This is a genomic window from Nitratireductor mangrovi, assembly GCF_007922615.2.
Taxonomy (GTDB): Bacteria; Pseudomonadota; Alphaproteobacteria; order Rhizobiales; family Rhizobiaceae; genus Mangrovimarina; species Mangrovimarina mangrovi.
Genome location: NZ_CP042301.2, coordinates 737794 through 756785, shown reverse-complemented (window position 1 = coordinate 756785; position 18992 = coordinate 737794). Strand labels below are relative to the sequence as shown.

Annotated in this window: 16 protein-coding genes; 8 read left to right on the top strand and 8 right to left on the bottom strand. The window is 65.9% G+C overall.

What is annotated here, in order from left to right; translation table 11 throughout:
• Positions 1-15 precede the first annotated feature (15 nt).
• Complete coding sequence (locus FQ775_RS03635) at positions 16-1203, top strand: aq_1923 C-terminal domain (RefSeq protein WP_146299595.1); 1188 nt, start codon at positions 16-18, stop codon at positions 1201-1203.
• Between the two features lie 65 nt (positions 1204-1268).
• On the opposite strand, the gene FQ775_RS03630 is transcribed toward FQ775_RS03635, so the two are convergent.
• From FQ775_RS03630 to FQ775_RS03605, 6 genes are all read right to left on the bottom strand, one after another.
• Positions 1269-2078 carry an ABC transporter permease gene (locus FQ775_RS03630; RefSeq protein ID WP_146299596.1) on the bottom strand — a complete coding sequence of 270 codons (810 nt, stop codon included), beginning with the start codon at positions 2076-2078 and terminating at the stop codon, positions 1269-1271.
• On the bottom strand, positions 2075-3088 hold the full coding sequence (locus FQ775_RS03625; RefSeq protein WP_146299597.1) for an ATP-binding cassette domain-containing protein: 1014 nt from the start codon (positions 3086-3088) through the stop codon (positions 2075-2077). Before FQ775_RS03625 ends, FQ775_RS03630 begins: the two co-directional genes overlap by 4 nt.
• A 143-nt stretch (positions 3089-3231) precedes the next feature.
• Positions 3232-3885 (bottom strand): pyroglutamyl-peptidase I, encoded by a 654-nt coding sequence (locus tag FQ775_RS03620; protein ID WP_146299598.1) that lies wholly within the window; start codon positions 3883-3885, stop codon positions 3232-3234.
• A complete protein-coding gene (locus FQ775_RS03615; RefSeq protein ID WP_146299599.1) occupies positions 3882-4481 on the bottom strand; it encodes a GNAT family N-acetyltransferase in 600 nt (199 codons plus the stop codon). The genes FQ775_RS03620 and FQ775_RS03615 overlap by 4 nt, the downstream gene beginning before the upstream one ends.
• 108 nt (positions 4482-4589) lie before the next feature.
• Positions 4590-6377 carry an aspartate--tRNA ligase gene (gene aspS, locus FQ775_RS03610; RefSeq protein ID WP_146299600.1) on the bottom strand — a complete coding sequence of 596 codons (1788 nt, stop codon included), beginning with the start codon at positions 6375-6377 and terminating at the stop codon, positions 4590-4592.
• Positions 6378-6522: 145 nt separating this feature from the next.
• Positions 6523-7152: a TetR/AcrR family transcriptional regulator gene (locus tag FQ775_RS03605; RefSeq protein ID WP_146301932.1), complete on the bottom strand. Its 630-nt coding sequence runs from the start codon at positions 7150-7152 to the stop codon at positions 6523-6525.
• A 140-nt stretch (positions 7153-7292) separates the two neighbouring features.
• On the opposite strand from FQ775_RS03605, the gene FQ775_RS03600 reads away from it, so the two are divergent.
• The 7 genes from FQ775_RS03600 to rnd all read left to right on the top strand — a co-directional run bounded on the left by FQ775_RS03600 (position 7293) and on the right by rnd (position 15183).
• Positions 7293-8297, top strand: coding sequence for an efflux RND transporter periplasmic adaptor subunit (locus tag FQ775_RS03600; RefSeq protein ID WP_246730261.1), 1005 nt, complete (start codon positions 7293-7295; stop codon positions 8295-8297).
• Entirely contained in the window at positions 8297-9538 is a 1242-nt protein-coding gene (locus FQ775_RS03595) for an ABC transporter permease (protein ID WP_146299601.1), read from the top strand. Before FQ775_RS03600 ends, FQ775_RS03595 begins: the two co-directional genes overlap by 1 nt.
• Positions 9535-10215, top strand: coding sequence for an ABC transporter ATP-binding protein (locus FQ775_RS03590; RefSeq protein ID WP_146299602.1), 681 nt, complete (start codon positions 9535-9537; stop codon positions 10213-10215). The genes FQ775_RS03595 and FQ775_RS03590 overlap by 4 nt, the downstream gene beginning before the upstream one ends.
• A 68-nt stretch (positions 10216-10283) precedes the next feature.
• Complete coding sequence (locus FQ775_RS03585) at positions 10284-11045, top strand: helix-turn-helix transcriptional regulator (RefSeq protein WP_167812757.1); 762 nt, start codon at positions 10284-10286, stop codon at positions 11043-11045.
• Positions 11046-11124: 79 nt separating this feature from the next.
• A complete protein-coding gene (gene iaaH, locus FQ775_RS03580; RefSeq protein ID WP_432420042.1) occupies positions 11125-12588 on the top strand; it encodes an indoleacetamide hydrolase in 1464 nt (487 codons plus the stop codon).
• Positions 12589-12689: 101 nt separating this feature from the next.
• Positions 12690-13937: an MFS transporter gene (locus tag FQ775_RS03575; RefSeq protein ID WP_146299604.1), complete on the top strand. Its 1248-nt coding sequence runs from the start codon at positions 12690-12692 to the stop codon at positions 13935-13937.
• Positions 13938-14031: 94 nt separating this feature from the next.
• Positions 14032-15183: a ribonuclease D gene (rnd, locus tag FQ775_RS03570; protein WP_146299605.1), complete on the top strand. Its 1152-nt coding sequence runs from the start codon at positions 14032-14034 to the stop codon at positions 15181-15183.
• A 16-nt stretch (positions 15184-15199) separates the two neighbouring features.
• Here rnd and ppx read toward each other — a convergent pair whose 3' ends face one another.
• The gene (ppx, locus tag FQ775_RS03565; protein ID WP_146299606.1) at positions 15200-16714 is read right to left on the bottom strand and encodes an exopolyphosphatase; all 1515 of its coding nucleotides are present in this window, start codon (positions 16712-16714) and stop codon (positions 15200-15202) included.
• Positions 16711-18921, bottom strand: a complete 2211-nt coding sequence (locus tag FQ775_RS03560) for an RNA degradosome polyphosphate kinase (RefSeq protein ID WP_146299607.1) — start codon at positions 18919-18921, stop codon at positions 16711-16713. The genes ppx and FQ775_RS03560 overlap by 4 nt, the downstream gene beginning before the upstream one ends.
• Positions 18922-18992 lie beyond the last annotated feature (71 nt).

The window sequence follows — 18992 nt, the reverse complement described above, 5'->3', positions numbered from 1 at the left end:
TCAGGGAACCGCATTATGTCGTATCATCGCTCGCGCCTCATGGCCTTTCTCACCACCGGCTTCATCGCCGCCGCTCTGCCGCAGGGCGCATGGGCGGCGAGCGCCGAGGAGGTGGCCCAACGCATGGAGGCGATGTTCGAAAAGCAGGGCATGGAGGCGACCTGGGCCGGCGTCAGCGGCGACGGCACGCAGGTCACCCTGGAAGGCGTCGTCGTGCAGCCGGTCGGCACCGACAACCAGATTCCGCTCGGCAACATCCAGCTTGGCGACATCTCGGACGATGGCGACACGATCGTCGTCGGCACGCTGTCGATGCCGACCTACTCCTTTGCCAATGAAGGCGTGAACGTCGAAATCTACGGAATCTCGGTTTCCGGCCTGCAACTGCCGCCGGAGGGTGGCGACGACGTCGCCTCCAAGATTTCCTTCTACGAAAGCGCCGACCTCGACAGCCTCACGGTGACGCGCGCCGGCAGCACGCTGTTCTCGCTCGAGCAACTGCATTTCGAGATGTCGCCGCCCGGCGACGATGCGCCGCTGGAATTCTCCGGAGCGGCCGAGCGGTTTTCGGCCGACCTCACCGCGATCGAGGACCCGCAGGCCAAGGCCACGGTACAGGCGCTCGGTTACGAGCAGATCCAAGGCTATCTGGAGATGGCCGGCTCGTGGAACCCCGCAGACGGGCGCATGGTCGTCGACCAGTACGACGTCTCGATCGACGAAGCCGGCACGATCGGCCTGACCATCGACATCAGCGGCTATACGCCGGCCTTCATCGACGCTATGCGCGACGTGCAGACGAAGATGGCCGAAGGCGAAGGCCAGGACCAGTCGGCGCAAGGCATGGCCATGCTCGGCCTGATGCAGCAGCTGACGCTGAACGGCGCCGCGCTGCGCTTCGACGACGACACGCTGACCGACAAGGTGCTGGCCTTCCTCGCCGCCCAGCAGGGGGTGAAGCCGGCCGACATCGCCAACCAGGCCAAGGCGATCCTGCCCTTCGCCATGGCGCAGCTCAACAATCCGGAACTGACCGCTGCGGTGAGCGCGGCCGTCAACAAGTTCCTCGATGATCCGCAGAGCCTGGAGATTCGCGTCGCGCCCGCAAGCCCGCTGCCCTTCGCGATGGTCGCCGCCGGCGCCATGACGGCGCCGCAGGCGCTGCCGCAGCAACTCGGCCTGACGATCAACGCGAACGAATAGATGCCGCTTGCCGAAGCGTGAAAACGGCCCGGCCTGCTCCGGGCCGTTTTCTTTTGCGGCGTCGGTCAACGCCTCATGTAGAGCCACAATGTCGTCGGCGCGAGAACGATGGTCAGCACGACCGGTGCCAGCAGCGCCAGGCCGATCTCCATCGCCGTAGCGCTGCCGCCCATCAGGCCGCGCAGCGCCGTTGTCATCAGCGACACCGGGTTGACGTCGACGAAGGCGCGCAGCCAGTCCGGCATCGTCGCCGGGTCGACCATGATGTTGGAGGCGAACACGACCGGGAACAGGAAGGTAAAGCCGACAGTCATCACCGTCGTCGGCGTGCGGATCAGGAGGCCGAGGACCAGGAACACCCAGCCCATGCCGAAGCCGATCGCGACCAGCATCAGAAACGACGCCACGACGCCGGCAAGACCTGCCTCGGGCCGGTAGCCGAGGATCAGTCCAATGCCCAGAATGATCGCCGCGGCGATCAGGTGGCGCAGGATGTCGCCCACCATCAGCCCGGCGAACGGCGCCAGCGGCCACACCGGAAGCGAACGAAACCGGTCGAACAGCCCCTTGCCGAGATCGGTCGACAGCCCCATGCCGGAATAGACGGCGTTGAAGACCACCGTCTGCACCAAGATGCCCGGCAGGAAGAACTGCAGGTAGTCGCTGGTCGAGCCGGCCAGCGCGCCGCCGAACACGAAGGTGAAGAGCAACGTGAACATGATCGGCGTCATGACCAGGTCGAAAAGCTGCTCCGGCACATGCTTGAACTTCAGCACCGCGCGCCAGCCGAACACGAGCGCGTTGGAAACGGCGGACGGCCGGCGCGGCCGCTCGACGCCGTGCAATACCGCGGCGGTCGCTGCCACATCGTTCATTGCCCGTTCTCCTTGTCGGCATCGCCCTCGGCCGGCTGGCCGGTCAGGGCGAAGAAGACCTCGTCGAGGCTCGGCTGGCCCATGGCGAAGTCGGAAAGCTCCATGCCGGCGGCCATCAGAGCCGCAACAGCCTCATTGGCGGCGCCCGCGCTGCCCGCCATCACCGAAAGCTGCGCGCCCTCGACGCTCGTCTGCACCGTGTTGCCGAGTTGCGCCTCCAGCAGCCGCGCTGCTTCGTCGAGCCGCGCGCGATCGGCGAGCGCGACATGCAGGAAGCCCTGCCCGGTCTGCGCCTTCAGCTCGCGGCTGGTGCCCTCGGCGATCTTGCGGCCGTGGTCGATGACGGCGATGCGGGCCGCCAGCTGGTCCGCCTCCTCCAGATATTGCGTGGTCAGGAGGATGGTGACGCCGGCCTCGGCCAGTCCGCGGATCATGCGCCAGACCTGCTTGCGCGCCTTGGGGTCTAGCCCGGTGGTCGGCTCGTCGAGGAAGAGCACGCCCGGCGTCACGATCAGCGACGCGGCGATATCGAGCCTGCGCCGCATGCCGCCGGAATAGTCCTTCACCTGCTTGTGGGCCGCGTCGGAAAGCTCGAAGGCCCGGAGCAGATCATCTGCGCGCGCCTTGGCTTCCCGGCCGCGAAAACCCCACAACCGCGCCAGCATCAAGAGGTTCTCGCGCCCGGTCAGATCCTCGTCGAGCGAGGCGAACTGGCCGGTCATGGCGATCACCGAGCGCACTTCGGCCGGCGCGGCAACGAGGTCGTGGTCGAGGATGGTGGCGGTACCCCGATCGGGTTTCGAAAGGGTGGCGAGCATGCGCATCAGCGTCGTCTTGCCGGCGCCGTTGGGGCCGAGAATGGCGAAAATCATGCCGCGCGGCACGTCGAGGTCGATGCCGTCGACGGCGCGCACCTTGCCGAAATGCCGGACAAGGCCACGGGCCGAGATCGCCAGCGGCACCGCGCCGGCATCAATGGCGGGTTTGCGAAGGGGCGAGGCTTCGTTCATTGCGGTTGGTCCGGTGGCGGGTACGGGGCGGCGGCTAGCGCGGCCCGTTCAAGGCGCCGCCCTATAGCAGAACTGCGCTGCCTCGGCACGCACCGCAAATGCGCCTGCTGACAGCTACGGACGGCGTGAGGTCTACCCCGTCCTCAGGCTCCGGCCACCCCTCGGCCGCTCCGCCAGGCGGCAACGCAGGCTGCAAGGATCGTCAGCGCGCCTTCACGCAGGCCATCGGCACTCATGGCGAAATCCGGCCCCTCACCGACCAGCGGAACATGGACAAAGCCGCTCATTGCCGGTGCCAGGCCGTCACAAGCGCCGGCGCGCGAAAGCGTGAAGACGGCGTTGCAGAGATAGCCGCCGGCGTCGTCCGACCACTCGACCGGCAGGTCCTTGGCTGCCAGCGCGACTGCGATCTCCTGCAAAGGCAGGCTCGAACTGAGTGTGGCCGGCGCTTCGCATATCGTCGCCGCTGCCGGCAGCGCGCCGGCATTGTCGGTGCGCGCGCCTGCGTGGCTGTTGCGCGCGGTCTTCTCTAGCCGGAAGCCGCGGCATTCGTTAGCCAGGCCAAAATGCACCGCAATGTCGGGGTCGAAGCCGGCCGCCGCACCGGAGAGCTGGCCGCCGATTGTCGCATACTCGACATCGAGGATGGCCGTGCGCAAACTGCCCAACCCGTCAAGGTTTGGCGGATCGGTGCGCAGTCCCTCGACCAGCGCCTGGGTGGGGTTTACGGCCGCGCCGGGAAACGGCCCGAAGCCGGTCACCAGAACGCGCGGTGCGGCCTCATGTACCGCGCTCACGGGCTCACCGCCCGCACCATCCGCGTTGCAGAGGAGAAACCGAAAACGGGTCGCATTATGCCGGTCCTTTCGACCGCTTCGGCGACAAACCCCTTCCGGAGGTAGAGCGCCTTTGCGCGCGGATTGGTATCGATGACGTCGAGGCGCACATGCCCAACGCTACGCCGTGCGGCTTCCTTGCAGACCGCGTCGAGAAGAGCAGCGCCAATACCCTTGCCACGCGCCTGCGCCGCGACCGCGATGCCGTCCATCAGCAATTGGCCATCTGTCAGGTCACGCTCCAGCGCCGAAAGCAGGAGCCCGCGCCAGAGCCCGCCAAACCAGCCATAGGCAGCGGTCATGTCGGCCAGGCTGCCGCCGACCAGGGAACCCTCGGCAGTCTTGAAGCCGGCGATCCCGAGCAGCGAGGCGCCGTCGTCGCTCACCGCGCAAATCGCGAAACCGGGGTTCATCACCGACGCAACGAAGCTTTCGCCCCGCCCGTCACGGCCGAGGATGCCGCCGATCTTGCCCGCGAAAGCCTCGAAGTAGAGCGCTGCCGCCTGTTGGCAAAGGTGTTCCGGGAAGCCCCGGATGATGCGCCAGTCCGTGTCCACACGGCTCTCCTTGTCCGTACACCAATGAGGATGGGTGGCGACTTGCCACGAGCGTCCCGGCGAGGAACGCCCCAAGGGAAGATGGTGAGCTATGTGGTCCGGTGCAACTCAGTCCTTCTTCGGCGCGACCACCCTCAGGCTCAGTTCACGCAATTGCTGCGGCGTCGCCTCCGACGGCGCGCTCATCAGAAGATCCTGCGCCTGCTGGTTCATCGGGAACATCGTCACCTCGCGCAGGTTCTTCGCGCCGACCAGAAGCATGACGATGCGGTCGATGCCGGCCGCCATGCCGCCATGCGGCGGCGCGCCGTACTGGAAGGCACGGTAGAGCCCGCCGAAACGGTCCTCGACCGTCGCACGGTCGAAGCCGACATTCTCGAATGCCTTGACCATCACCTCCGGCAGATGGTTGCGGATGCCGCCCGAGGCGATCTCGAAGCCGTTGCAGACGAGGTCGTATTGCCAGGCCTTGATCGACAGCGGGTCGGCGCCGGACAGCGCTTCCAGCCCGCCCTGCGGCATGGTGAACGGGTTGTGGCCGAAATCGAGCCGCTTTTCCTCCTCGTCCCACTCGTAGAACGGGAAATCGACGATCCAGCAAAGTTCGAACCGGTCACGGTCGACTAGGTCCAGCTCCTCGCCGGCGCGGGTTCGCGCCGCACCCGCGAAGGAGGCGAATTTTTTCGGGTCGCCGGCGGCGAAAAAACAGGCGTCGCCATCCTCCAGCCCGAGTTGGTTGCGGATGGCCTCGGTGCGCTCCTCGCCGATGTTCTTGGCAATCGGCCCGGCGCCCCCGAGGCTCTCGCCCTCCTTGCGCCAGAAGATGTAACCCAGCCCCGGCTGGCCTTCGCCCTGCGCCCAGGAATTCATGCGGTCGCAGAAAGCACGTGAACCGCCCGTCTTCGCCGGAATGGCCCAGACCTCGGCCTTGTCGTCATTGGCCAGGATGTTGGCGAAGACCTTGAAGCCCGAGCCGCGGAAATGCTCCGAGACGTCCTGCATCTCGATCGGATTTCTGAGATCGGGCTTGTCGGAACCGTATTTGCGCATCGCCTCGTCATAGGGGATGCGCCGGAATTCCTGCGTCACCGGCTTGCCGCCGGCAAAAGCCTCGAACACGCCGCGCATCACCGGTTCCATGGTCGAAAAGACCTCGTCCTGCTCGACGAAGCTCATTTCGAGATCGAGCTGGTAGAACTCGCCCGGCAGGCGGTCGGCGCGCGGATCCTCGTCGCGGAAGCAGGGCGCGATCTGGAAATAGCGGTCGAAGCCCGAGACCATGATCAACTGCTTGTATATCTGCGGCGCCTGCGGCAGCGCGTAGAACTTGCCCTCGTGCAGCCTCGACGGCACCAGGAAGTCGCGCGCGCCCTCGGGCGACGACGCGGTCAGGATCGGCGTCGAAAACTCGGTAAAGCCCGCCTCGGCCATGCGCGTGCGCATGTCGGCGATGATCTTCGTGCGCTGCACGATGTTCTTGTGCAGCGTCTCCCGGCGCAGATCGAGGAAGCGGTATTTGAGGCGGATATCCTCGGGATAATCCGGCTCCCCGAAGACCGGCAGCGGCAGTTCCTTCGCCGCCGACAGCACCTCCATGTCGCGCGCGAACACCTCGACCTCGCCGGTCGGCAGGTTCGCGTTCACCGTCTCCTCGGTGCGCGCCTTGACCTCGCCGTCGACGCGGATCACCCATTCGCCACGCACGGTCTCGGCGACCGCGAAACAGGGCGAATCGGGATCGGCGACGATCTGGGTGATGCCGTAATGGTCGCGAAGATCGATGAAGAGCAGGCCGCCATGATCGCGGACGCGGTGGACCCAGCCAGAAAGGCGGACGCTGGTGCCGACATCGGCTTTTCTCAATCGGGCGCAGGTGTGGCTGCGGTAGCGGTGCATGAGGGAGATTCCGGTTGATGGAGTGTCGGGGGCCGGCGCTCGGGCGCCCGGTCCGAAAGTGGCGCGAAAAGCGCATGCGTTTGGCGGTTTGTCAAGGTTGCGGGCCCGGCCAGACGCATGGCGACCGAGCACATGTTAACGCCCGTCAGCGGCCCAGTCGGTCCAGCACGGCACCAAGACCCAGTTGGCGCAGTACGGCACACAGATGGGCGCGCAGCTCCGCCTCGCCTTTTTCGCCCGGCTCGAGCAGCATCTTGTGCATCATGGCGCCGCCGAGCATGGCCTGGAACAGCTCCGGATCGGTATTCGCTGGCAGCACACGCTCGCTACGCGCCCGCTCGACGATCGCCGAGAACGCGGCCCGTCGCGGCGCGGCATAGACCTCCCAGAAGGTCTGGACCAGTAGCGGTGCATCGGGCACGGAACCGGCGACACGCGCCAGCAGCCGGCGCGCGTCATTGTCCACCCAGGCCTTGGGCCCGTACTCGACCATCATCTCAACGAGTTCCTCCAGCCGCATCTTTTCCCAGCGGGCGCCAGCCCCTTCCTCCGATTCCTCCTTCAACCTGCCGAGCGCCCGGGCGATCATTTCCTCGCGCGAGGCCCAGCGGCGATAGATGGTCGCCCGCGAAACGCCGGCGCGCCGGGCCACCTGCTCGAAACTGGTGCCCTCGAATCCCGCCTGCAAGAAAATCGACAACGCGGCATCGAGGATGGCGACGTCGGTCTCCTGCCGCCGCGGCCGCCCCGTTCCCCGTTTCACCTTCCTTGTCATCAATTCATCGTTCCTCCTTCTTGCGTCAGATCAATGCTCCGCAAGCGCGACCGTGGCCCTGTCGGTCCGGATATGGAAACTTCTATTACGATACAGTATCGTATTCAAATGATTGCCGCCTGCGGTCGGAGCCGAAAATCGTGAAAGCGCTGCGCTACCTGCTGTTCCTCGCCGCATTCGTGGCTGCTGCGGCGGCGGGCTACTGGTACTGGACGCGACCTACCGAGGTCACGGTTGTTTCGCCGACGCGCGGCGATGCCGCCGAGATCGTCTACGCGGCCGGCATCATCGAGCCTAGAACTTGGGCCAAGGTCACCTCACTGGTGCGCGAGCGCATCGTTTGGGTCTGCAACTGCGAGGGTGAAGTGGTGTCGCGAGCCGACGAACTCGCCCGCCTCGACAACACCGAGGCTGCCGCGGTTCTGGCCGAACTCAGGGAACGCCACAAGCTCGCCTCGGCCGAACGCGACCGTATCGCGCTGCTGGTCGAACGCAACGTCGCCAAGCAGTCCGAGCTCGACCGCGCCCATTCGGCCGTCGCGCAGCTCGACGCGCTGATTGCCGGACAAGAGGCGCGGCTTGCCAACTACGTGCTCGCCGCGCCCAGCGACGGCGTCGTGCTGCGCCAGGATGCGGAGGTCGGGGAGATCGGTGAGCCGGGAGCGGTGCTGTTCTGGGTAGGACGCCCGTCCCCGCTGATCATCGTTGCCGAAGTCAACGAGGAAGACATCCCGCGCGTGGAAGCCGGGCAGCGGGCGCTGCTGCGCTCGGACGCCTTTCCGGCCCGCGAGCTCGCCGCCGAGGTCGAGAGCATCACGCCGAAGGGCGACCCGGTCACCAAGACCTACCGCGTGCGGTTGTCATTGCCCGAGGACACGCCGCTGCGCATCGGCATGTCGGTCGACGTGAACATCGTCATCCGCGTCTCGCGCGACGCGCTTCTCTTGCCCACGCAGGCGATTGCCGGGCAAAGCATCTTCGTGGTCGAAGGCGACATTGCCCGCAAGCGGATGCTCGAGACCGGCATTCGCGGCACATCCAGTGTCGAGGTACTTGCCGGCATTGCCCAAGATGCGCGTGTAATCTCGCCGTTCCCGGAAGAGATCGCGGACGGGGAACGTGTTCGCATCGCGGACGCCGATTGATGCACCTCATCCTCGACATCGCGGTGACGCACATCCTCGGTCGCGGGCGCCAGACCCTTGTCGCCGTCATCGGTGTCTCGGTCGGCGTCGGCTTCTCCATCGCCATGGCCGCCCTGATGCAGGGCGGCCAGGACGATTTCGTCGAGCAGTTGATCGATACCATGCCGCATGTCCAGGTAACCGACGAGCGCCGAGCCCCGAAACGGCAGCCGGCGGAAGAGCTTTTCGCCGCAGCCGAGATATCCGGCCTCCGGCCAGCTGACGACCGGCGCGGCATCATCAACCCGACAGCGGCAACAGCCTGGCTCGACGCCTGGCTGCCGGGGCGGTACTCGGCCAGCCTCAGGACGCAGGGCGTCGTGCGCTACGCCGGCCGTGAAGCCGGCGCTTCGATCGTCGGCGTCGATCCCGGGACCGAACGCGCCGTCTCTCCGATCGTGGAAGACTTCACCGAAGGCAGCTTCGCCGCGCTTGCCTCCGGCGGCAACAACATCGTGATGGGCGACCGCATGGCCGAGAAGCTCGGCGCCGGTATCGGGGACACCGTTGCCGCCGTTTCATCGACTGGCCTGATGCGTCCTTTCCGCATCGTCGGACTGTTCCACACAGGCACAACGGCGCGCGACGAGGGTGAGGCCTACATCCTGCTCAAGAACGCGCAAATCCTGTCCGAACGTGCCAACGCCATCAACGACATCAGAATCAAGCTGGGCGATCCTTACGCCTCGCCAGGCGTCGCGCGCCGCATCGAGGCCGAACTCGGCTACAAGGCCGTCGCCTGGCAGGAAGCCAATGAAGGCATCATGGAAGCCTTCGTCATCCGCAACGTCATCATGTACACCGTCGTTGCCGCTATCATGCTGGTTGCCGGTTTCGGTATCTTCAACATTGTGTCGACCATCACCCATGAAAAGGCGCGCGACATCGCGATCATGAAGTCTCTCGGCTTCTCGCGCAGCGACATGCAGCGCATGTTCGTCATCGAAGGGCTTGCGATCGGCGCCGCTGGCTCGGCAGCCGGCTGGGCGCTCGGCTTCGCGCTTACCATGGCGCTCGCCTCGGTGCGCTTCGAGCTTGACGCCGGTGGGCAGGAGATCACCAACCTGCCCATTGCCTGGAGTACCCTGCACTACGTCATTGCCAGCGGCTTCGCCCTCGGCTCCTCGGCAGTGGCGGGCTACCTGCCGGCGCGGCGCGCGGCCCGGCTCAACCCGGTCGACATCATCAGGGGCGCGTCATGAGCAGCCTGGTTCGGGCCGACAAGCTGACCCGCATCTTGCCCGAAACCGTGCCGGTGACGCTGGTAAGGGACGTCTCGCTTTCCATCGGCGAGGGTGAATTCGTGGCCATCACCGGCCCGTCGGGTTCGGGCAAGTCGTCGTTGCTCTACCTGCTTGGCCTGCTAGACCTGCCGACGTCCGGCAGCCTAACCATCGAAGGACGCGACTGCGCAACGATGGACGACGGCGAGCGGGCGCGGCTGCGACTGGAACGGATGGGCTTCGTCTTCCAGTTCCACTTCCTGCTGCCTGAGTTCTCGGCCCGCGACAACATCGCCATCCCCATGCGCAAGCTCGGCCGCATGTCGCGGCGCGAGATCGACGATCGCGCCGAGGAGTTGCTGGTCTCCCTTGGCCTTGGCGACCATGTCCACAAGAGGCCGTTCCAGCTTTCCGGCGGCCAGCGGCAACGGGTGGCGGTCGCCCGCTCGCTGGCCAACGACCCTGCCCTGCTTTTGGCCGACGAACCGACCGGCAGCCTTGACTCGAAAAGTTCCGAGCAGGTGTTTGCGACCCTCGAAGGCCTCGTGCGCGAACAGGGCCGAACCGTGCTGGTGGTGACGCATGACATGGAGATGGCCGGTCGCATGGACCGCCGCATACATCTCGTCGACGGCATGCAGGCCGAGCCAGAATAGCAGATGGCGACGATCAGATTGACGCCATGTCGTCTGCGACGCATCATCCGGCCACGAGAGGGGAAGCCATGCTTGCCACGCTTTCGGGCAAGGAAGTCGACAGTTTCGTCGCGCTCGGCAGGGCGATGATCGAAGCGCCGGATGCCCATGCCCTGCGCGAGGCGGCCGGGCCGCTGTTGCTCGACCTGTTTGCGGCCGACCAGTTCGCCTCCTTCGTGTTCGATGGAGACGCGGACGATACACCGGTGATCATCAACATGGACCCGGGCAATGTCGAACGCTACCGCGCCTACTACCAGTACCATGATCCGATCACGTCACGCATGCGCCGCTGCGGACGGGCCGTCCACGTCAACGACGTTCTGGATCAGGATGCGCTGGAACGGACCGAGTTCTTCAACGATTTCCTCGCCCGCGACGGGCTCTGCCACGGCATGAATTTCCACGCCTTCGCCTGGCGCAATGGACGGCGCTGCCATCTCGGCGACTTGCGCGTCTGGCGTGCCCGCAAACGCGGCAATTTCGGCCGCCGCGATGTCGAACTGCTGCAGGCCGTCGGCGAGCTGTTCCAGGCCTCGCTTGCGGCCAAGCCGACAAGACCGGCGAGTGCGCCGCCATCGGCACTCGAAATGTTTGCCACGCGACATCGCCTGACCGCCGCCGAAGCGCGCGTGCTGGAATGCCTGTCGCATGGCCGCCGTGACAACGCGATCGCCGCACGTCTCGAAATTTCGCCCGAAACGGTACGCAGTCACCTGAAGGCGATCTTCCAGAAAAGCCGCCTCCCCGGTCGGCTGGCAGTGATTTCGGCCCTTCTCGAGGAAAGATAGCCGCACCTCCCCGAAACCGGGGATGCGCCTTTTCCAGGTTCGACCAGAATCGCCCCCTACCGACAAAAGGGGAACGCAAATGCGAACAAGTTTCGGCCTTGCCGTTGTCACCGGCACTCTGGCGCTTGCGGCCGCCGCGGCTGCAGCGGAAATGACCACGCGCGACATGGCGGCGGCCGTGCGCGACGGAACGACGACGTCCGCCGCACTCGTCGACGCTGCACTCGCGGCGGCGGAAAGAAACGCCGACCTCAATGCCTTCGTCACGCTCGACAATGATGGCGCGCGCACGGCGGCCGCTGCCGCCGACGCCGCTGCCGACAAATCGGGAGCGCTCTTCGGCGTGCCGATCGTGGTCAAGGACAACATCGCCTCGGCCGGCCTGCCGACGTCGGCCGGCACCGCGGCGCTGAAGGACTGGGTGCCCGAAGCCGACGCTCCCGTACTGGCGCGGCTGCGCGCGGCGGGCGCCATCCTGATCGGCAAGACCGGCCTGCACGAGCTCGCCTTCGGCATCACCTCAAACAACGCCACCTTCGGGGCGATCGGCAATCCGTGGGCGCCGGAGCGCTTCGCCGGCGGCTCCTCGGGCGGAAGCGGGGCCGCGGTCGCCGCCGGCATCGTGACGGCGGGGCTCGGCACCGACACTGGCGGGTCGGTGCGCATCCCGGCGGCGCTGAACGGTATCGCGGCGCTGCGCCCCACGGTCGGTCGCTATCCCGGCAAGGGGATCGTGCCGATCTCGAAGACACGCGACACTGCCGGTCCCATGGCCAGGACCGTCGACGACCTCGTGCTTCTCGACGGTGTCATCACCGGCGGCGAGACGAGTGTCGAACCGGTATCGCTCGCCGAGGTTCGGCTCGGCGTCGCCGCGCCGCTCAACGCCGACCTTGACCCCGAGACGAGCCGTGTCATGGACCAAGCACTGGCGGCACTCGAAAAAGCGGGCGCGACGCTTGTGCCGGTCGACATGAACGGCTTGATGGAACTCAATGGCAAGGTCGGCTTCCCGCTTGCGCTGCACGAGGCAAAGACTGGCCTCGTTGCCTTCCTGGCCGAAAACGGCACCGGCGTGACGATCGAGGAGCTCGCCGCCGGCATCGCAAGTCCTGACGTCAAGTTCGTCTTCGACGAGTTGGTGCTCGGACCGCGGGCGATCCCCGACGCGGTCTATGAGGCAGCACTCCATACAGCGCGGCCGCAACTGCAGGCGCTTTATGCCGAGACTTTTGCCGCCCACAAGCTCGACGCACTGGTGTTTCCGACAACGCCGCTGCCCGCGCAGCCGATCGCCGGCTCGGACATGAACGTCCTCCTGAACGGCCGCGAGGTGCCGACCTTCCAGACATTCATCCGCAATACCGATCCCGGTTCCAATGCCGGGCTTCCTGGCATCTCCATTCCGGCCGGCCTGACAAGCGACGGCCTCCCGGTGGGGCTGGAAATCGACGGCCCGTCCTTTTCCGACCGGCGGCTTCTGGCGATCGCACTTTCGATCGAAGCCGCGCTCGGGCCGATCGGCGCGCCGCCGGCGCGATAAAGGACGCAATCACAGCCGATTAGGTCGGCCTGGCTCAACCGGACGGCCACCGGGCGGCGCATCATCGTGCCGCCCGTCCCGATTCCACGCTTGCGGAGCCAATGTCCTCGATCCGGCCGCTGATCCCCCTCCTCATCGCCGCCGGCATCCTGCTCGGGGGCAACGGTCTGCAAGGCACGCTGATCGCGCTGCGCGGCGCCCAGGAGGGCTTTTCCGCTTCCACCATCGGCCTCATGGGTACGGCCTATTTTGGCGGCTTCCTGATCGGCTGCCTGGCGATCTCGCGCATCATGAAGGCGGTCGGCCATGTTCGCGCCTTCGCGGCACTCGCCGCCATCGCCTCGGCCGGAACGCTGCTGCTCGTCCTCCTGATCGACCCGGTCATGTGGTCGGCGGTGCGCTTTGCCAGCGGCTTCTGCTTCGCAGGCCTGTTCACCGTCATCGAGAGCTGGCTCAACTCCGGCGTCAGCAATCGCGACCGGGCGCAGGTGCTGGCGCTCTACCGGATCGTCGACATCGGCGCGGTCACCGGCTGCCAGTTCCTGATCCCGGTCTTCGGCGCAGGCGGATTTTCCATCTTCGCCGTCATGTCGATCATGATCACGCTGTCGCTGGTGCCGGTCTCGCTCGGCGACCGCTCCAACCCCACTCCCCCTGACGACGTCCGTCTGGACCTCGGTCGCGTCTGGCGCATTTCGCCGGTCGGCGTCATCGGCTGCGTGGCGATCGGCATCACCAACAGCGCCTTCCGCACGCTGAGCCCGGTCTATGCCGAGGCGATCGGCATGTCGGTCACCGACGTCGTCACCTTCGTCAGTGTCGGCATCATCGGCGGCGCCGTCATCCAGTACCCGCTCGGCTATGTTTCCGACCGCTGGGACCGGCGCACGGTACTCTTGATCACCACCGGCTGTGCCCTCGGCGCCGCGCTGGCGCTTGCCTTCTTCGCCGGCACCGCGCCAATCGCCAACTTCGTGCTTGTCTTCATCTTCGGTTCCTTTGCCATGCCGCTCTTTTCGCTGTCGGCCGCGCACGCCAACGATCGCGCCGAGAAGGGCGAGTTCGTCCTCGTCAACGCCGCGTTGATGCTGTTTTATTCGCTGGGCGCGATCGGCGGCCCCTTCGCCGCCTCGACCGCGATGGAATGGCTCGGCCCGCGATTTCTTTTCGTTTTTGCGGCCACCGTCTATGCGGTCTTCATCGCTATCATCCTCTACCGCATGGTGGCGCGCGAGGGTGTTCCGGCGCATGAGCGCGGCCGCTTTACCGCCCTTTTGAGAACCTCCACCATCTTTGCCAGGCTTGCCCGCAAGCCGGGCGAGGAAGACAGCAAGCGCGAGCGAACTTGACGCTCTTCGCGCCGGTCCCATTGGCGGCAGCGCCGGCATTGGGGACGGCAACATGGCTGTTTTCAATCGCCGGAGACTTGGCTAAAGACCGCCCATGCATCTGATCACCACCACCGACGAACTGGCGGCCGCCGTTTCCGAACTCGAAAAATCCGACTTCGTCACCGTCGACACCGAATTCATTCGCGAGACCACCTTCTGGCCCGAACTGTGCCTCATCCAGATGGCCGCGCCCGGCGTGACCGCGCTGGTCGACCCGCTCGCCTCCGGCATAGACCTCGCGCCTTTCTTCGCGCTGATGGGCAACGAGAAGGTCACCAAGGTCTTCCATGCCGCGCGCCAGGATATCGAGATCGTCGTGCATCGTGGCGATCTGGTCCCGCATCCGATCTTCGATACCCAGGTCGCTGCCATGGTCTGCGGTTTCGGCGACAGCGTCTCCTATGAGCAACTGGTGCAAAAGGTCACCGGTGCGCGTATCGACAAGTCGTCGCGCTTCACAGACTGGCGCCGCCGGCCGCTGAGCGAGCGCCAGCTTACCTACGCGCTCGCCGACGTCACTCACCTGATCGAGGTCTACCAGTATCTGCGCGACGAACTCGAGAAAGAGGGGCGCGCCCACTGGCTCAACGAGGAGATGGAAATCCTCACCACCCGCGAGACCTACGATCCGCATCCGGAGGACGCCTGGAAGCGCTTGCGGGTCCGTCTGCGCAAGCCGCAGGAGTTTGCCGTCCTGCAGGCGATCGCGGCCTGGCGCGAGCGCGAGGCGCGCGAGAAGAACGTGCCGCGCGGACGCGTGCTCAAGGACGAGGCGCTAAGCGAGATCGCCATGCAGCAGCCGCGCGACCAGGCAGCGCTCGCCGCGCTGCGCACGATCCCCAGGGGGTGGGAGCGTTCCGCGACGGCCGCCACACTGCTTCAGGCGGTCAACGCGGCGATGGAGATCCCGCGCGACGATTTGCCGAAACTGCCACGCCAGCAGCATCCGCCGGAAGGCGCGGCGGCTGCCGCCGAACTCCTCAAGGTGCTGCTCAAGCATGTCGCGGAAAAGCAGGGCGTGGCGCCGAAGATGCTCGCTTCCAGCGACGACATCGACCGTATCGCCGCCAATGGCGGCGAGGCCGACGTGCCGGCGTTGCATGGCTGGCGGCGCGAGGTTTTCGGCGAACAGGCGCTGAAGCTGGTCGGAGGCGACCTTGCATTGCGCTTCGAAAACAAGAAGGTCGTCGTTTTCGAGCCCTAGCCGGAGTATCCAGCCTTCAGTCCCCGGCGCGCAATTCCAGCGCGCAGCCGCTCAGGCGCGCCAGTTGCTGCAGGCGCCCCTCCGGGCGCTCGCCAAGAAGGGCCGCATGCGATTTGGGGACGACAAGCACGAGCTGCTTGTCGCCCTTTTTTGCCCAACGTAGTTGCGGGATGATGCCCGGCATCGAGGCCGAGAACAGATAGACCACGCGCAACAGGCCGCCGAGTAACCGAGCGCGCTCCTGCAGCCGCTGGGTCGCCAGCGTCTTGATCTCGGGCGCGGCCTCGTCGTTGAACAGCCCCTCGTGCCGGTAGAGGTTGGCGAGCGCGATGAAGGCCCGGCCGGGGTGGTCGACTCCGATGAAGGAGCCGTGCGCGATGATGTTGAGCGATTGCGTGCCGCGATAGTCCGGGTGGGCGCGCCAGCCGATGTCTGCGAGCAGACAGGCCGCGCGGCGATAGCGGGCCTCGTCCTCGGTCTCCTCGATCCCGAAGGCGGCCAGCGCCTCCCCGGTCCATTCGGCCAGTTCGCGCGCATGCGACACCGACCGCGCCCTCAGCACAGCGAGTTCCTCCGAGGCCGAGACGAGCGGATCGGCACGCCTTTCGTTCTCGTCCAGCAGCGAATAGAGGTAGCCTTCGCGCACACCGAGCGCGGAAACGATGATCTTGCCCGGTTTCATCTCGCGCACGACTTCCTGCAGCACGGTCGCGCCGTAGGGCAAGAGGCCGCGCCGGTTCTTCGAGACGTGCTCGATACCCTTCATCTTGTCTACGTCGCCGCGCGCCACGCGCTTGAGGAAGTCGGCGGACTTTGCAACATCCAATTCATAGTGGTGCATCACCTGCAGAGGGTAACCCGTCACGTTCATGTGCAGGCGGGCGAGGTTTCGCCAGGTGCCGCCGACGCAGTAGAAGTTTCGGCCCTGTGCCTGCTTGAGCAGATCGGCACGCGCAATCTCTCGTCGTGCGATGCGCGACGCCTCCGAGAGCGATCCTTTCGCCATGTCCTGCAGCCGCAGTCCGCCGAGCGGCAGCGTGATGCCGTCGCCGATGGTCTCACCGCGCACGTCGATCAGTTCGAGGCTGCCGCCGCCGAGGTCACCGGCGATTCCGTCCGCGGGATGGAAGCCGCAAATGATGCCGAGCGCCGAGTAGTGCGCCTCCTCGCGCCCGCTCAGCACGCGGATGCGAGCGCCAAGGATCGCCTCGGCCCGCTGGATGAAGTCGGTGCCGTTTTCGGCCTCGCGCACCGCGGCCGTCGCTATGACGTGCAGCGCTTCGGCGCCGGCCTGCTCGGACAGGGCGCGGAAGCGGCGAAACTCCTCGACCGAGCGGCGAACCGCCTCCGGGTCAAGCCGGCCCGTCGAGACCAGCCCCTTGCCGAGGCCGGCCAGCATCTTTTCGTTGAAGAGCACCGTCGGCGCGCGCGCGATGCCTTCGTAAACAACGAGGCGGATCGAGTTGGAGCCGATATCGATGATCGACAGGGGATGGCGGTCCTGAAGCCGTCCCTGTGAAATCGAGTTCATGCCGGAGAGGCTTGCCTTGAGCCCTTGCGGCGCCCGTGGCGGACAATCCGTTTCGGCGCGTTCGACTTGAGCGCGTCACCGCGCCCCGAAAGGCTCGGATTGGTCATGAAATATTCCTGCGCATTGAACGGTTCCTCTCCCTCTTCAGGCGTCATGCGCCGCGAGGTCCCGTCAGGGAGTATTTCGAAACTCTGCTGGTTGTCCATGATGTTTCCGAGCATGATCTGGTCGAGCACCTGCTCATGCACAGTTCGATTGGTGATCGGCACCAGCGTCTCCACCCGCCGGTCGAGGTTACGCGGCATCAGGTCGGCGGAAGAGAAGTAGACGATCGCCTCGTCGGAAGGCAGGCCGTGCCCGTTGCCGAAGCAGTAGATGCGGCTGTGCTCGAGGAAGCGCCCGACGATCGACTTGACCCGGATATTGTCGGACAGGCCCGGCACTTGCGGCCGCAGGCAGCAGATGCCGCGAATGACCAGGTCGACTTCAACGCCGGCTCGGCTGGCATCGTAGAGCGCGTCGATGATGGCCGGATCGACCAGCGCGTTCATCTTCATCCATATCTGCGCCGGTCGCCCGGCGCGGGCATGCGCGATCTCATCCTTGATGTGATCGAGGATGCGCTCGCGCAGCGTGAACGGCGAGATCGCCAGCCGCATCTCGCGCGCCGGCTCGGCATAGCCGGTGATGAAGTTGAAAATCTGGGCGACGTCACGGGCCATCTGGGCATCGCAGGTGAAATAGGACAGGTCCGTATAGATACGCGCAGTGATCGGGTGATAGTTGCCGGTGCCGAGATGCACGTAGTTCCTCAGCTTCTGGTCCTCGCGCCGCACCACCAGCGACATCTTGGCGTGCGTCTTCAGTTCGATGAAACCGAACACGACCTGGACGCCTGCGCGTTCCAGGTCGCGCGCCCAGCGGATATTGGCTTCCTCGTCGAAGCGCGCCTTGAGCTCGACCAGCGCTGTGACCGACTTGCCGGCTTCGGCCGCGTCGATCAGCGCCCGGACGATCGGGCTGTCGTTCGACGTCCGGTATAGCGTCTGCTTGATCGCCACCACGTCGGGATCCTGCGAGGCCTGGCGCAGGAACTGGACCACCACGTCGAAGGATTCGTACGGGTGGTGGACGATGATGTCCTTTTCGCGCACAGCGGCGAAACAGTCGCCGCCGTGATCGCGGATGCGCTCGGGAAAGCGCGGATTGTAGGGGGCAAACTTCAGGTCGTCGCGCGGGATGGCGACGATCTCCGATATCTGGTTGAGCGCAAGCGGCCCCTTCAGAACGCTGATGCGGCCGGGCGCCACACCGAGTTCGCCGGCAACGAAATCGCGCAGCGCTTCCGGCATCTCGTCGTCGAACTCGATGCGGATCACCGAGCCGCGGCGCCGCCGCTTCAGCGCGGTCTCGAACAGCCGCACCAGGTCCTCAGCCTCTTCCTCGACCTCGATGTCGCTGTCGCGGATGATGCGGAACGTGCCCGATCCCCTGACCTTGTAGCCGGGGAAAAGCCGATCGATGAAAAGCCCGACGACGTCCTCCAGCGCGATGAAGCGCACCTTGCCGTCGCTGTCGGGCAGCCGCACGAAGCGCCGCAGCGCGACCGGCAGGCGCAGAAGCGCCGTCATTTCCTCGCCATCCTGGCGCCGAGCCAGCTGCAGCGCGATCGAGAAGCCGAGATTGGGAATGAACGGGAAGGGATGCGCCGGATCGATGGATAGCGGCGTCAGGACCGGAAAGATCGCGTCCAGAAAATGCTCCGCGAGCCATTCCTTCTCCGCGCTCGAAAGCCGCTCGGCGCGCACGATCTCGATGCCCTCGCCTTCCAGGAGATCGCGCAGCGCGACCAGGCATTGCTGCTGGTCGTTCTGCAAATGCTCGACCTCGCGCAGGACCTGCTCGAGTTGCTGTTCAGGGGTTCGGCCATCCGCGCTGCGCAGCGCGATTCCCTCGCGTACCTGGCCGGCGAGGCCGGCGACGCGCACCATGAAGAATTCGTCCAGATTGGCGGCGGAGATCGACAGGAAGCGGACGCGCTCCAGCAGCGCATGGCGCGCATTTTGCGATTCGTCCAGCACACGGCGATTGAACTGCAGCCAGGAAAACTCGCGGTTGACGAAGCGCTCCGGGCTCTCCTCGCCCAGCACAGCGCCATCCGCGACCTCCTGCTGAAACGCACTGGTAACCGGTCTGATCTCGTTCATGGTGGCCGCACTCGATTCCAACTCGCCGTCCGCCACATGGGGACCACGCCACCCCGGTGTCACCCGTGGAA